Source organism: Agromyces seonyuensis, from assembly GCF_009789225.1.
GTDB classification, from domain to species: domain Bacteria; phylum Actinomycetota; class Actinomycetes; order Actinomycetales; family Microbacteriaceae; genus Agromyces; species Agromyces seonyuensis.
In genome coordinates this window covers 1-13,011 of the sequence record NZ_WSTA01000100.1, presented here as the reverse complement: position 1 = coordinate 13,011, position 13,011 = coordinate 1, and the positions used below count along the sequence as shown (strand labels likewise).

Genomic DNA, 13,011 nt, shown 5'->3' with positions numbered 1-13,011 from the left:
GCTGGAGTTCAGACGTGCGCTCTTCGGATCCCTCGGGGGCGGCGGGCGCCTCGAATGCGGGCGCGGCCGGCGGCTCGGGAGCGGCCGGCGGGACGGGCGCTTCGGGAGCGGCGGGCGGCTCGGGTGCGCTCGGCACCTCGGGGACCTCGGGGCGCTCGTCGGGGGTCTTCTCGTCGGTCATCTCGACTCCGTGTTCGATGGTGGTCGGGGCGTCGATGCGTGCCCCCTCGGCGGCTCCGGCACGGGATGCCTCGGAGGAGTCATCCGGCCGGGTTGAGCCCGCCTTCGCTCACCTTATCGCCCGGTGCGGACGGATGGCACGCCCGAAAGCCGGGATGACCGCGGGTTCAGGGCACCTGGATCTCGGTCACGGGCAGCGTCGAGTCGGCGCCGAACGCGAGACCCGACGGCTGCCGGCCCGCCATGATCAGCTGGGCGCCGAGCGCCGCGATCATCGCACCGTTGTCGGTGCAGAGCGAGAGCGGCGGGATGCGCAGGTCGACGCCGGTCGCGGCGGCGCGCTCGACAGCGACCTCGCGCAGCCGGCGGTTGGCGATGACGCCGCCGCCGAGGAGCAGGCGGGGCACGCCCAGGTCGCGGCACGCGGCGAGGGCCTTCGTCACGAGCACGTCGACGACCGCCTCGCGGAAGCTCGCGGCGACATCGGCGACGGGCACCGGTTCGCCGGCGTCCTCGCGCTGCTCGACCCAGCGGGCGACCGCGGTCTTGAGCCCGGAGAACGAGAAGTCGTAGCGATGCCGCTCGAGGTCCTTCGGCAGGGTCAGCCCGCGCGGGAAGCGGATCGCCGTCGGGTCGCCGCCGATCGCGGCGCGGTCGATCTCTGGGCCGCCCGGGTAGGGCAGTCCGAGGAGCCGCGCGACCTTGTCGAAGGCCTCGCCCGCGGCGTCGTCGATCGTCTCGCCGAGCAGCTCGACGTCGTCGACGAGGTCGCGCACGAGGAGCAGCGACGTGTGCCCGCCGGAGACGAGCAGCGCGATCGTCGGCGTCTCGAGCGGCTGCTCGGTGAGGACGTCGGCGCCGACGTGGCCGACGAGGTGGTTCACGGCGTAAAGCGGCTTGCCGAGCGAGAGGGCGAGCGCCTTCGCGGCGCCGACGCCCACCATGAGCGCGCCGGCCAGGCCGGGCCCGCTCGTGACGGCCACAGCATCCAGGTCGGCCAGGGCGACGCCCGACTCCGCGAGCGCCGCGCGGATCGACGGCCCGAGCGCCTCGAGGTGGGCGCGCGCGGCGACCTCGGGGACGACGCCGCCGTATCGGGCGTGCTGCTCCATCGACGAGGCGATCGTGTTGGAGAGCAGCCGGTCGCCGCGCACGATGCCGATGCCGGTCTCGTCGCAGCTCGTCTCGATGCCGAGCACAAGGGGGGCGTCGCGGTTCAGCACGAGGGGGGCGTCGCGGTTCACTGCTGGGTCTCGCTTCCGACTGGGCCGATGGATGACGCGCGCGCCGGCCGGGCCTCGGGCGCCGGCACCGTCAACCGCATGGTGAGCGCGTCGATGCCGCCGCGGTAGTACCCGCGGCGCACGCCGAGCTCCTCGAAGCCGAGGGAGCGGTAGAGCGACTGCGCGACGTGGTTGTCGGCTCGGACCTCGAGGAAGACCTCCTCGGCGCCGCGGCGCCGGGCGACGGCGACGAGCTGCTGCATGAGCGCCCGGCCGAGGCCGAGACCGCGCGCCTCCGGCACGACGGCGATGGTCTGGATGTCCGCCTGGGGCGCACCGACGCCGGAGAGCAGCCCCGCGTACCCGAGCAGTGCGGTCTCGCGGCTCTCGGCCGGCGCCGCGTCGTCGACGACGACCAGGTAGTACGTGGAGGGATTCACGAGTTCGGCGCGCATGTTCGCGCTCGACCAGGCGTCGTCCTCGAAGACGGCCGATTCGATCGCCATGATCGCGTCGAGGTCGTCCGCACCGGCGGCCCGGAAGCGCGGCACGGGTCCGCTCATGAGGAGACCCGTTTCGGCCCCGCCGACATCGTGACATCGGGCGAGCGGAGGTAGAGGGGCTCGTCGGCCGGGAAGTCCCGCCCGGCGGCGTACGCGCGCTCGGCGACGAGGCCCAGCGCACCGGCCGGCACCTCGGCGGCCTCGAACGACGTGCCCGCGAAGTCCGGCAGCTCCGTCCGCAGGACGAGCCCGGGGCCCTCGACGCGGATCGGGAGCCCGGCGTCGTCGACGCCCTCGTAGACCGACCACGCGAACTCCCGCCGCCGTGCGTCGGTGAGCACGCGGAGCGCCCCGCTCCCGCCGTCGCGGTACCACGCCGAGGCGACCGCGTCGTGCGAGACGACCGGCACGACCGGCCGGCCGATGCCGAGCGCGAAGGCGTGCGCCGCGGCGATGCCGACGCGGAGGCCGGTGAACGGGCCGGGGCCCATGCCTGCGGCGACGCCGGAGAGGTCGCCCGGCGCGACGCCGGCGGTCTCGAGCGCCTCCGCGATCGCGGTGCCGACGACCTCGGCGTGGCGCATGGTGTCGGCGGTGCCCACCTCGGCGAGCACCCCGCCGTCGAAGTCGACGACGGCGACGCTCGTGCCGAGCGAGGTGTCGATGGCGAGGAGCATCCTCACAGCCTACGCGGCGGAACCCGCCGGATCCCCGGAGCGCGGCCTCCCGTCGACACCGCACGAGCGGGTGTCGACCGGGCCCAGGCGAACCCGATCCGCCGGTTACGCGGGCCGCGGCACCCCCGCGGCCCAGCGCGGCCCGATCCCCGTGACGCGGATCGTGCGGGGGGCGTCGCCGTCGAGGTGCTCGGGATCGTCGGCGGCCGCGTGCGGTCGCTCGATCTCGACGTCGAGCCAGGACTCGGCGATGCCGTCGAGCATGCCGCGCCCCCACTCAACGACGACGACCGAGCGTGCGAAGTCGAGATCGAGATCGTCGAGCTCCACCGCGTTCTGCAGCCGGTAGGCGTCGACGTGCACGAGCGGGGAGCCGCCGACGAGGCTCGGGTGCGTGCGGGCGAGCACGAACGTCGGCGACTGCACGGGACCGCGTACGCCGAGGCCCTCGCCGATGCCGCGCGTGAGCGTCGTCTTGCCGGCGCCGAGCGGTCCGGTCAGCACCACGAGGTCGCCGGCACGAAGCGCGGCGCCGAGGGCGCGCCCGTAGGACTCCATCGCCTCGGCGGTGGGCAGGGCGAACTCGGCGGTGCTCATCGACCCGAGCCCCCGACTGCCGGGTCGCGCGGGGGCCCCCACTGCACCGGTGCGTCGGCGACCGCACCCTCGGCGCCGCCGAGGTAGGTGCGTCGCACGCGCGGGCCGATCCGGGTGACGAGCTCGTAGCCGATCGTGCCGGCCCAGGCCGCGAACTCGTCGGCCGAGGGCGCGCCGGTGGCCGGGTCGCCGAACAGCACCACCTCGTCGCCCACCTCGACCGCCGCATCGCCGACGTCGACGAGGAACTGGTCCATCGCGATGCGGCCGACGATCGGGTGCCGGCGCCCGCCGAGGAGGACCTCGGCGCCCGCTCCGCTCACCGCCCGCGGGATGCCGTCGGCGTAGCCGAGCGGGACGAGGGCGAGCGTCGTGTCGCGCTCGGTGCGCCAAGCGTGGTCGTAGGAGACGCCCGTGCCGGCGGCGATGCGACGGACCGCTGCCACGCGGGCGCGCAGCGTCATCGCGGGACGCAGGCCGGCCTCGGCGCTCGTGGTGCCGTCGCAGAACGGCGGGATGCCGTAGATGCCGATGCCGAGACGCACGAGGTCGTAGCGCAGCTCCGGGCGGCGCATGGCGGCCGCGGTCGCGGCGAGGTGGCGCACTTCGGGCTCGAGGCCGGTCTCGCGTGCCTCGGCGACCGCGGCCTCGAAGACGGCCTGCTGGGCGGCATCCGAGTCGGCGTCGGTGTTGGCGAGATGGCTGAAGACGCCGACGACCCGCACGAGCCGGTCCTCGTCGAGCTCGACGGCGCGGGCCAGGACCGCGGCCCACTCCTCCGGCGGGATGCCGTTGCGGCTGAGCCCGGTGTCGATCTTCAGGTGCACGCGCGCCGTGCCGCCGATGCGGTCGGCCGCCGCGGCGGCGCGCTCCAATTGCGCGAGGGAGGAGATGCCGAGCTCGATCTCGGCATGGAGGGCGGGCACGAAATCGACGTCGGGATCGTGCAGCCAGGCCAGGATCGGCGCCTGGATGCCCGCGGCGCGCAGTGCCATCGCCTCGTGGACGTCGACGACGCCGAGCCGCGAAGCGCCGCCCGCGAGCGCCGCCCGTGCCGCGGCGATCGAGCCGTGCCCGTACCCGCCGGCTTTGACGACGGCGAGCACTTCGGCGGGGGCCACGAGCGCGGCGAGCGTCGCGACGTTCTCGCTGATGGCGCCGACGTCGACGACGGCCTCGCGGAACGGGCGTTCGGGCGTGCCGGTTCGGGGAGTGCCGAGGATCATCGCGAACCGCCGTCCGCGTCCGCCGCAGCGGTGCCCGCGACGCTCTCGACGACGACGAACGCGGTCGCGATGCCGCCGTCGTGGCTGAGGCTGACGTGCACGCGGTCGATGCCCCGGGCGGCGAGGACGCCGCCGATCGGGCCGTCGAGGTCGAAGTCGGGATCGCCGGCGTCGTTCTGGATGACGCGGAGCTCGTTCCACGGCACCGGGATGGGACCGCCGAGGGCCTTCACGAGGGCCTCCTTGGCCGCCCAGCGCGCGGCGAGGGAGTGCGGGGCGAGCACCTGTTCGCTCTCGGCGAACAAGCGCCCGCGGAGCCCCGGCGTGCGCTCGAGCGACACGGCGAACCGGTCGAGGTCGACGACGTCGACTCCCACGCCGCGGATCACCGCGCGCCCCGATCGCGCGCCGCGCGAGGCATCCCGGTCATTCGACCGTGACCGACTTCGCGAGGTTGCGCGGCTGGTCGACGTCGAGGCCCTTCGCGCTCGAGAGGTGCATCGCGAAGAGCTGCAGCGGCACGACCGCGAGCAGCGGTTCGAACAGCGGCCCGGCGAGCGGGATGCGCAGCACCTCGTCGGCGAACGGCAGCACCGCGGCGTCGCCGGCCTCCGCGATCGCGATGACGCGCGCGCCGCGCGCCCGGATCTCCTGGATGTTGGAGACGACCTTCGGGTGCAGGCTGTGCTCGCCCCGCGGGCTCGGCACCACCACGAACACCGGCTGGCCGGGCTCGATGAGGGCGATCGGGCCGTGCTTGAGCTCGCCCGCTGCGAAGCCTTCGGCGTGGATGTACGCGAGCTCCTTGAGCTTGAGCGCGCCCTCGAGGGCGATCGGGAAGCCCACGTGGCGGCCGAGGAAGAGCACCGCGCGCGTGTCGGCCATCCAATGCGCGAGCTGCTCGACCTTCGCCGACTCCGCGAGCACGGTCTCGAGCTTGCCGGGCACCCCGAGCAGCTCGTCGATCGCCTCGCGCTGCGCCGAGGCGTCCAACGTTCCCCGCACCCGTGCGAGGTGCAGACCGAAGAGGTAGAGCGCCGTGATCTGCGCGACGAAGGCCTTCGTCGAGGCGACCGCGATCTCGGGGCCGGCGTGCGTGTAGATCGCCGCGTCGGACTCGCGCGGGATCGTCGCACCCTGCGTGTTGCACACCGAGATCGTCTGCGCGCCCTGCTCGCGGGCGTACTTGACGGCCATGAGCGTGTCCATCGTCTCGCCCGACTGACTGATCGACACGACGAGCGCGTCGTCGCCGAGCACCGGCTCGCGGTAGCGGAACTCGTGGGAGAGCTCGACCTCGACGGGGATGCGCGCCCAGCGCTCGATCGCGTACTTCGCGACGAGGCCCGCGTACGCGGCGGTGCCGCACGCGATCACGATGATGCGGCGGATGCTCGCGAGCCGCTCGTCGCCGAAGGCCTCGAGCTCGGGCACGACGACCGCGCCGTCGTGCACGCGGCCGCGGATCGTGTTCGCGACCGCATCGGGCTGCTCGAGGATCTCCTTCTGCATGAACGAGGAGTACCCGCCCTTGTCGGCGGCCGCGACATCCCAGGCGACCTCGAACGGCTCCGCCTCCACCGCGGCTCCGGCGAAGTCGGTGACCTCGACCGTGTCGGCGGTGATGGCGACGATCTGGTCCTGCCCGATCGCGACGGCGCGCTTCGTGTAGTCGATGAACGCCGCGACGTCGGAACCGAGGAAGTTCTCGCCGTCGCCGAGGCCGATCACGAGCGGCGAGTTGCGGCGGGCGCCGACGACGAGGCCGGGCGCCTCCTCGTGCACCGCGAGCAGCGTGAACGCGCCGTCGAGCCGCGACACCGTGCGCCGGAACGCCTCGCGCAGGTCGCCCGTCGCGCGGTACTCGCGGCCGAGCAGGACCGCGGCGACCTCGGTGTCGGTCTCGCTCGAGAACTCGAAGCCCTCGGCGAGCAGCTCGGCCTTCAGCTCGGAGAAATTCTCGATGATGCCGTTGTGGATGAGCGCGAGCCTGCCGTCGTCGCCGAAGTGCGGGTGCGCGTTCGCGTCGTTCGGGCCGCCGTGCGTCGCCCAGCGGGTGTGTCCGATGCCGGTGGGGCCGTCGGCGATGGGCGAGGCCTCGAGCAGGTCGACGAGCGCCTGCAGGCGGCCCGCCTTCTTCGCCGAGGCGAGCGTGCCGTCCTCGCCGATGACGGCGACGCCGGCCGAGTCGTACCCGCGGTATTCGAGCCGCTTCAGCCCGCCGAGGAGCACCTCCGTGCTCGGGCGAGGGCCGACGTATCCGACGATTCCACACATGGGCCCGATTCTACGGCGCGGGGCTGTGCACCCCGCCCCGACTACACTGGGCCGGTGCTCGGTCCCCAGTCGCAGTCGAACGCGTCGCAGCAGTCGCCGTTCATCGAACTGGACCGTGCGGCGTGGGCGGCGCTCGCCCCCTCGCTGCCGCAGCCGCTCACCGAGACCGAGATCGTGCAGCTGCGCGGCCTCGGCGAGCCCCTCGACCCGCGCGAGGTCGCCGAGGTCTACCTGCCGCTCTCGCGCCTGCTGAACCTCTACGTCGGCGGCACCAAGTCGTTGCGCAACGCCACGAACGAGTTCCTCCGCGAGCGCACCGAGCCCACGCCGTTCGTCATCGGCGTCGCCGGTTCGGTCGCGGTCGGCAAGTCGACCATCGCTCGCCTCCTCCGAGAGCTGCTCTCGCGCTGGGAGCACACGCCGCGCGTCGAGCTCGTCACGACCGACGGGTTCCTCTTCCCCAACGCCGAGCTCGAGCGCCGCGGCCTCATGGGCCGCAAGGGCTTCCCCGAGTCGTACGACCGCCGCGCGCTGCTGCGTTTCGTGAGCGAGGTCAAGTCCGGCGCCGCCGAGGTCAAGGCGCCGTTCTACTCGCACCTCGCGTACGACATCGTGCCGAGCGCCGCCATCACCGTCCGACGTCCCGACGTGCTCATCGTCGAGGGGCTCAATGTCCTCCAGCCGCCCGGCCCCGGCCACCGCCTCGCGGTCAGCGACCTCTTCGACTTCTCGATCTACGTCGACGCCCGCACGGTCGACATCGCCCGCTGGTACGAGGAGCGCTTCCTGAAGCTCCAGCGCGGCGCCTTCGCGAACCCCAAGTCCTACTTCCACCGCTACGCCTCCCTCACCGAGGACGAGGCGCGTTCCCGGGCGCGCGAGATCTGGACCGCGATCAACGAGCCCAACCTGCTGCAGAACGTGCGGCCGACCCGCTCGCGGGCGAGCCTCGTGCTGCGCAAGAGCGCCGATCACGCCGTCGATTCGGTGCTGCTGCGCAAGCTCTGACGCTCGCTCCCTGCGCGCCCGACGCGGCCGGCCCTCCCGATTCGCCGCCGCGCCGCGGCACCGATGCCGTGAACGACGGATGCCCCGTGCCGCGGACTGCGGCAACGGGGCATCCGTCGTTCGAATCGGTCAGGCGGGGATCGCGAGCTGCTCCCGCACGACGGCGGCGAGCCGCTCGGCGATCTGCTCGGCGTGCTCCTGCTCGGCGGCCTCGACCATAACGCGCACCATCGGCTCGGTGCCGCTCGCGCGCAGCAGCACGCGGCCGGCGTCGCCCAGCTCGGCCTCGGCCTCGGCGACGGCCGTCGCGACGACCTCGTCGCCGCCGAGCGCCTCGCGGTCGACGCCGCGGACGTTGAGCAGCACCTGCGGGAAGACGGTCATGATCGACGCGAGCTCGGCGAGCGACTTGCCCGTGCGGGCGATCTCGGCCGCGAGGTGCAGGCCCGTGAGGACGCCGTCGCCGGTCGTCGCGAACTCGGTGAGGATGACATGGCCGGACTGCTCGCCGCCGAGGGCGTAGCCGCCGCGGTCGAGCTCCTCGAGCACGTAGCGGTCGCCGACCTTCGTCTCGATGACGCGGATGCCGCGCTCGGCCATCGCGCGCTTGAGCCCGAGGTTCGACATGACCGTCACGACGAGGGTGTCGTCGGTCAGGGCGCCGCGCTCGTGCAGCGAGTTCGCGAGGATCGCCATGATGCGGTCGCCGTCGACGACCTCGCCGGCCGCGTCGATCGCGAGGCACCGGTCGGCGTCGCCGTCGTGCGCGATGCCGAGGTGCGCGCCCGTCTCGAGCACGGCCTGCTGCAACTGCTCGAGGTGGGTCGAGCCGTAGCCCTCGTTGATGTTGATGCCGTCGGGGTCGGCGCCGATGACGGTCACCTCGGCACCGGCGGCGCGGAACGCGTCGGGCGAGACGCCGGACGCCGCACCGTGGGCGCAGTCGAGCACGACGCGCACGCCGTCGAGGCGGTGCGGGAGGGTGCCGAGGAGGTGCACGACATAGCGGTCCTCGGCGTCCGCGAATCTGCGGATGCGGCCGACGCCGTCGCCCGTGGGGGCGAGCTGCTGCCCCTTGGCGAGGGTCTCCTCGATCCGGTCCTCGACCTCGTCGGGGAGCTTGGTGCCGCCGAACGAGAAGAACTTGATGCCGTTGTCGGGAGCGGGGTTGTGCGACGCGGAGATCATCACGCCGAAGTCGGCGTGGATGGAGTCGATCAGGAACGCCGTCGCCGGCGTGGGGATGACGCCCGCGTCGAGGACGTCGATGCCCGAGCTCGCGAGTCCCGCAGCGACCGCCGCGGACAGGAACTCGCCCGAGACCCGGGGGTCTCGGGCGAGCACTGCCACCGGCCGGCGGCCGACGGTGCGGAGGTAGTCGGCGTGCCGCCCCTGCGTGAGCACGTGGGCGGCCGCCTGGGCGAGGTCCAGGGCCAGGTCTGCCGTGAGTTCACGGTTCGCCAGGCCCCGGACCCCGTCGGTTCCGAACAGCCGTGCCATACGGAGTGCCGGTTCCGAAGATCAGCGCTTCGAGAACTGGGGCGCCTTGCGGGCCTTCTTGAGACCGGCCTTCTTGCGCTCGATGACGCGGGCGTCGCGCGTGAGGAAGCCGGACTTCTTCAGGGTCGGACGGTTGTTCTCGCGGTCGATCTCGTTGAGCGCACGCGCGATCGCGAGGCGGAGCGCACCGGCCTGGCCGGCGGGGCCGCCGCCCGTGATGCGGCCGACGACGTCGTACGCGCCGGTGAGCTCGAGGACCGTGAACGGGTCGGTGATGAGCTGCTGGTGGAGCTTGCTCGGGAAGTAGTCCGCGAACGCACGGCCGTTGACCGTGATGCTGCCGGAGCCGGGGACGACGCGGACGCGGGCGATGGCCTGCTTGCGACGGCCGACGGCTGCGCCGGACACGTTGAGGACGGCGCGGGGTGCGCTGGGGGCTTCGGAGGCCGGAGTCTCGGTGCTGTAGCTCTCCGGAGCCTGCTCGATCTGGTCTGCGATCTTCGCCATGGTGTCGTTGAATCCTTTTTCGATCGAAGGGGCCGGAGTTACTGGGCGACCTGGGTGAGGGTGTACGTCTTGGGCTGCTGCGCCTGGTGCGGGTGCTCCGGGCCGGCGTAGACCTTCAGCTTCTTCAGCTGCGTGCGGCCGAGGGAGTTCTTCGGCAGCATGCCCCGGATCGCCTTCTCGACGGCGCGGACGGGGTTCTTCTCGAGGAGCTCGGCGTAGCCGACGGCCTTGAGGCCGCCCGGGTAGCCGGAGTGGCGGTAGGCCACCTTCTGCTCGAGCTTCTGGCCGGTGAGGGCCACCTTGTCGGCGTTGACGATGATCACGAAGTCGCCGGTGTCGACGTGGTTCGCGAAGATCGCCTTGTGCTTGCCGCGCAGGATCGAGGCTGCGTGGCTGGCGAGACGGCCGAGGACGATGTCGGTCGCGTCGATGACGACCCAGTCGCGCTGGATCTCGGTCGCCTTCGGGGTGTAGGTGCGCGTCACTAGAGTGCTGCTTTCTGGTCGATGGAGTGGTTCGTGAATCCCGCTCCGGTCGGTCTTCGACGGCGAGGCCGGCGAAGGAGCCGGTCGTGCCTGCGGCACGAGTCGGAGGGCTCACATCGGGTACCGCGCGCAGTAACGGACGGCACCAAAGGGATAGCCTAATCGATGAGTGGCGGTATGCGCAATTCGTGGGCGCCGCGACGGTTGCGCGTCTGCGCCGCGCGGGCGGACAGTTCGGCGTCGTCGGGGTAGCCGACCTCGGTGAGGGTGAGCCCCTTCGCCGGCATGACGAGGAACGCGCTCGTGCGCTCGGCGGCGTCGAGCAGGCGGCGGGGGTCGTCCGCGCCGAGCCGGCCCTCCCCGACCGCGACGCTCGCGCCGACGAGGGCGCGCACCATCGAGTGGCAGAACGCGTCGGCCTGCAGCTTCGCGGTCACGACGCCGTCGGCGCCCCGCGACCACTCGAAGCGCTGCAGTGTGCGGATCGTCGTCGCGCCCTCGCGCGGCTTGCAGTACGCGGCGAAGTCGTGGAGCCCGACGAGCGAGCGTGCCGCGGCGTCCATCGCGGACTCGTCGAGCGCCTTCGGCAGTCGAACGGTGTCGTGCCGCCGCAGCGGGTCCGGCAGCGCGCGGGCATCCGCGATGCGGTACTCGTAGCGTCGCCACACCGCGGCGAAGCGCGCATCGAACCCGTCGGGTGCGAACGACGCGCCCGTGATCGCGACGTCCGAGTCGAGGCCGAGGATGCCCGTGAGCCGACGTCGCAGCGCCGCCGCGGCATCCGCGTCGCCGGACGCGTTGCGCGCGCGCTTCGGCGAAGTGAGCGCAGCGAGCTGCCCCTCGGTCAGGTCGACGTGCGCGACCTGGCCGATCGCGTGCACGCCGGCGTCGGTGCGGCCGGCGACCGTCAACCGCAGGGGCTCGCCGTGCCGGCGGAAGAGCGTCGCGAGCGCCTCTTCGATCGCGCCCTGAACGGTGCGCAGGGTCGGCTGGCGCGCCCAGCCGGCGAAGTCGGTGCCGTCGTACGCGATGCCGAGCCGGATGCGCCGCGAGCCCGGGGCAGGGCCCTCGAGCGGCGGGTCGGCCGGGTCCGCAGCCGGGGCTCCGACCGGTTCGGTCTGCTCGTCGGCCATCAGTACTCCGTCACGAGCGCGACCTCGCGCCGGCCGGGTGCGTAGCCCATCCGCTCGTACAGCCCGAGGGCGCCGCTCGGGTTCTCGGTGTCGACGTCGAGCACGGCGTCCTCGAGCCCGGCGGCGGCGAAGGCGCGTAGCTGCGCCGCCATGACGGCCGGGGCGAGGCGGCGGCCGCGCCCCTCGCGGCGGACGCCGATGAGGTCGATGTAGCCGAACGGGCGACCCCGGCCCGCCCATTCCTCCTCGTTGACGGAGGCGAGGGCGAACGCGATCACCCGGACTCCGCCGTCCGGGTCGTCCGCGACGACGAGGCGCGAGAGGTCGGCGCGGAAGCGGGCGGCGCCCGTGAACTTCGCCCAGCGTTCCGGGTCGGTCGACTGGCTGCCCCAGTGGTCGCGGAACGCGTCGTTGCGCGCGAGCCGCGTCGCCTCGGACAGCTCGGGCTCGTATGGCACGAGACGGACTCCCTCGTCGAGCGCGATCTCGGGGATCGGGTCGGCGACGGGCCGCTCCATCTCGGTGAACCAACGCACGATGCGGAGGCCGAACGACTCCGCCAGGCGGATGAGGCTCGTGTTCTCGGCGAGCCCGCTGACGTGCGTCCAAGCGGGCAGCGCCGAATCCAGGCCTGCGAGCTGACGGCGCGAGCGCGCGATCTGCCACTCGAGCAGGCTCCGGCCGATGCCGCGGCCCCGGACGTCGGGTCGGACGGTCCCCCACAGGTGCGACTGCACGCGCGTCTCGCGTCCGGGGTGCAGCCACACGAGCCCCCACGCGAGCACGTTCCCCTCGCCGTCGAGCGCGAGCATCGAGTCTCGCGCGAGGTCGACGTTCGAGCCGGTGAGGTCGTCCACGAGGTGCTCGCGCGGCTCGAGGAAGTCCGGGTGGTCGGCGAGCTCCGCGGCCCGCTGCGTCGCGAAGATCGCATCGACGTCGTCGAGGGTCGCCGACCGCCACAGCACGACCTCCGGATGCTCCGGAAGCGACGGCTCCTCGGGAGCGTGCACGCGTTCGGCGAGGGGCGGCAGGGCCTCGGTGGTCATCCGTTCAGCGTACTCAGCCCGCGCCGCCGAGGGCCGCCCGCACAGCCTGGGCGTAGAGCTCGCCGCCGCTCGGACCGGGGTGCACGCCGTCGGCCGCGAGCAGCTCCGGATGCGGGGCGATCGCGCCGTTCCAGTCGGCGACGACGACGTTCGGGTTCGACCCCGCCACGCGCCGGATGCGGTCGTTGACGGCGGACGTCCACGTCATCGGACCGGCGATGTCGACGAGCACGACGGTGCGGCCCGTCCCGGCGAGGTCGATGATCGACTGGTAGGCCGAGTCCGGCCCGTCGCCGTTGGTGCCGAGTGCGACGACCAGGATGTCGCGATCTCCCGTCAACGCCGCGCCCACGATGTCGTCACCCACGCGCAGCTGCCGCGAGACGGCGGCGTCGATCCGGATACCGGGGAACGCGGCCTGGAGCGCCGGCGCGGCCGCGAGCATGACCGAGTCCCCCACCGCGAGGATGCGGTCGCCGGACTGGGGTACCGCATCCGGCTGCGGCGCCGGTTCGGGCACGGGTTCCGGCGCCGGTTCCGGCGCCGGTTCGGGCACGGGTTCCGGCTCCGGCGCCGAGGTCGTGTCGGGCGCGGGATCGGCCGGGCCGGCCGCCGCACCGGCCCCGTCCGCGCCGCCCGAGGACGCCGC

Annotated in this window: 15 protein-coding genes; 1 reads left to right on the top strand and 14 read right to left on the bottom strand. The window is 73.3% G+C overall.

What is annotated here, in order from left to right; genetic code table 11:
• From GB864_RS16265 to glmS, 8 genes are all read right to left on the bottom strand, one after another.
• The coding region (locus GB864_RS16265; protein ID WP_202107308.1) for a hypothetical protein at positions 1-181 on the bottom strand (181 nt) is incomplete at its 3' end.
• A gap of 166 nt (positions 182-347) precedes the next feature.
• Positions 348-1,424, bottom strand: a complete 1,077-nt coding sequence (gene tsaD / locus GB864_RS16260) for a tRNA (adenosine(37)-N6)-threonylcarbamoyltransferase complex transferase subunit TsaD (protein ID WP_160426748.1) — start codon at positions 1,422-1,424, stop codon at positions 348-350.
• Entirely contained in the window at positions 1,421-1,966 is a 546-nt protein-coding gene (gene rimI, locus GB864_RS16255) for a ribosomal protein S18-alanine N-acetyltransferase (RefSeq protein ID WP_160426747.1), read from the bottom strand. The genes tsaD and rimI overlap by 4 nt, the downstream gene beginning before the upstream one ends.
• Positions 1,963-2,583: a tRNA (adenosine(37)-N6)-threonylcarbamoyltransferase complex dimerization subunit type 1 TsaB gene (gene tsaB / locus GB864_RS16250; RefSeq protein WP_160426746.1), complete on the bottom strand. Its 621-nt coding sequence runs from the start codon at positions 2,581-2,583 to the stop codon at positions 1,963-1,965. The genes rimI and tsaB overlap by 4 nt, the downstream gene beginning before the upstream one ends.
• A 105-nt stretch (positions 2,584-2,688) precedes the next feature.
• A complete protein-coding gene (gene tsaE, locus GB864_RS16245; protein ID WP_160426745.1) occupies positions 2,689-3,180 on the bottom strand; it encodes a tRNA (adenosine(37)-N6)-threonylcarbamoyltransferase complex ATPase subunit type 1 TsaE in 492 nt (163 codons plus the stop codon).
• The gene (gene alr / locus GB864_RS16240; protein WP_160426744.1) at positions 3,177-4,406 is read right to left on the bottom strand and encodes an alanine racemase; all 1,230 of its coding nucleotides are present in this window, start codon (positions 4,404-4,406) and stop codon (positions 3,177-3,179) included. Before alr ends, tsaE begins: the two co-directional genes overlap by 4 nt.
• Positions 4,403-4,795, bottom strand: coding sequence for a holo-ACP synthase (locus GB864_RS16235; RefSeq protein WP_160426743.1), 393 nt, complete (start codon positions 4,793-4,795; stop codon positions 4,403-4,405). The genes alr and GB864_RS16235 overlap by 4 nt, the downstream gene beginning before the upstream one ends.
• Before the next feature lie 37 nt (positions 4,796-4,832).
• Complete coding sequence (gene glmS, locus GB864_RS16230) at positions 4,833-6,683, bottom strand: glutamine--fructose-6-phosphate transaminase (isomerizing) (protein WP_160426742.1); 1,851 nt, start codon at positions 6,681-6,683, stop codon at positions 4,833-4,835.
• Between the two features lie 54 nt (positions 6,684-6,737).
• Here glmS and coaA point away from each other — a divergent pair, with 54 nt between their 5' ends.
• A complete protein-coding gene (gene coaA / locus GB864_RS16225) occupies positions 6,738-7,691 on the top strand; it encodes a type I pantothenate kinase (protein WP_160426741.1) in 954 nt (317 codons plus the stop codon).
• A gap of 129 nt (positions 7,692-7,820) precedes the next feature.
• Here the strand turns inward: coaA and glmM are convergent, their stop codons facing one another.
• The 6 genes from glmM to GB864_RS16195 form a co-directional block, all read right to left on the bottom strand.
• Positions 7,821-9,191: a phosphoglucosamine mutase gene (glmM, locus tag GB864_RS16220; protein ID WP_160426740.1), complete on the bottom strand. Its 1,371-nt coding sequence runs from the start codon at positions 9,189-9,191 to the stop codon at positions 7,821-7,823.
• Between the two features lie 21 nt (positions 9,192-9,212).
• Positions 9,213-9,698 (bottom strand): 30S ribosomal protein S9, encoded by a 486-nt coding sequence (rpsI, locus tag GB864_RS16215; RefSeq protein ID WP_160426739.1) that lies wholly within the window; start codon positions 9,696-9,698, stop codon positions 9,213-9,215.
• Positions 9,699-9,736: 38 nt separating this feature from the next.
• Positions 9,737-10,183, bottom strand: a complete 447-nt coding sequence (rplM, locus tag GB864_RS16210) for a 50S ribosomal protein L13 (RefSeq protein WP_160426738.1) — start codon at positions 10,181-10,183, stop codon at positions 9,737-9,739.
• A 158-nt stretch (positions 10,184-10,341) separates the two neighbouring features.
• A complete protein-coding gene (truA, locus tag GB864_RS16205; protein WP_160426737.1) occupies positions 10,342-11,316 on the bottom strand; it encodes a tRNA pseudouridine(38-40) synthase TruA in 975 nt (324 codons plus the stop codon).
• Positions 11,316-12,362 carry a GNAT family N-acetyltransferase gene (locus GB864_RS16200; RefSeq protein WP_160426736.1) on the bottom strand — a complete coding sequence of 349 codons (1,047 nt, stop codon included), beginning with the start codon at positions 12,360-12,362 and terminating at the stop codon, positions 11,316-11,318. Before GB864_RS16200 ends, truA begins: the two co-directional genes overlap by 1 nt.
• Positions 12,363-12,375: 13 nt before the next feature.
• A partial coding sequence (locus tag GB864_RS16195; protein WP_473808265.1) for an SGNH/GDSL hydrolase family protein occupies positions 12,376-13,011 on the bottom strand: 636 nt, incomplete at its 5' end.

What these genes read in the sequence shown, in the direction of transcription:
- tsaE (WP_160426745.1), bottom strand. Translation starts at nt 3,180, where the DNA reads ATGAGCACCGCCGAGTTCGCCCTGCCCACCGCCGAGGCGATGGAGTCC.
- alr (WP_160426744.1), bottom strand. Translation starts at nt 4,406, where the DNA reads ATGATCCTCGGCACTCCCCGAACCGGCACGCCCGAACGCCCGTTCCGC.
- glmS (WP_160426742.1), bottom strand. Translation starts at nt 6,683, where the DNA reads ATGTGTGGAATCGTCGGATACGTCGGCCCTCGCCCGAGCACGGAGGTG.
- truA (WP_160426737.1), bottom strand. Translation starts at nt 11,316, where the DNA reads ATGGCCGACGAGCAGACCGAACCGGTCGGAGCCCCGGCTGCGGACCCG.
- rimI (WP_160426747.1), bottom strand. Translation starts at nt 1,966, where the DNA reads ATGAGCGGACCCGTGCCGCGCTTCCGGGCCGCCGGTGCGGACGACCTC.
- GB864_RS16200 (WP_160426736.1), bottom strand. Translation starts at nt 12,362, where the DNA reads ATGACCACCGAGGCCCTGCCGCCCCTCGCCGAACGCGTGCACGCTCCC.
- glmM (WP_160426740.1), bottom strand. Translation starts at nt 9,191, where the DNA reads ATGGCACGGCTGTTCGGAACCGACGGGGTCCGGGGCCTGGCGAACCGT.
- rpsI (WP_160426739.1), bottom strand. Translation starts at nt 9,698, where the DNA reads ATGGCGAAGATCGCAGACCAGATCGAGCAGGCTCCGGAGAGCTACAGC.
- tsaB (WP_160426746.1), bottom strand. Translation starts at nt 2,583, where the DNA reads ATGCTCCTCGCCATCGACACCTCGCTCGGCACGAGCGTCGCCGTCGTC.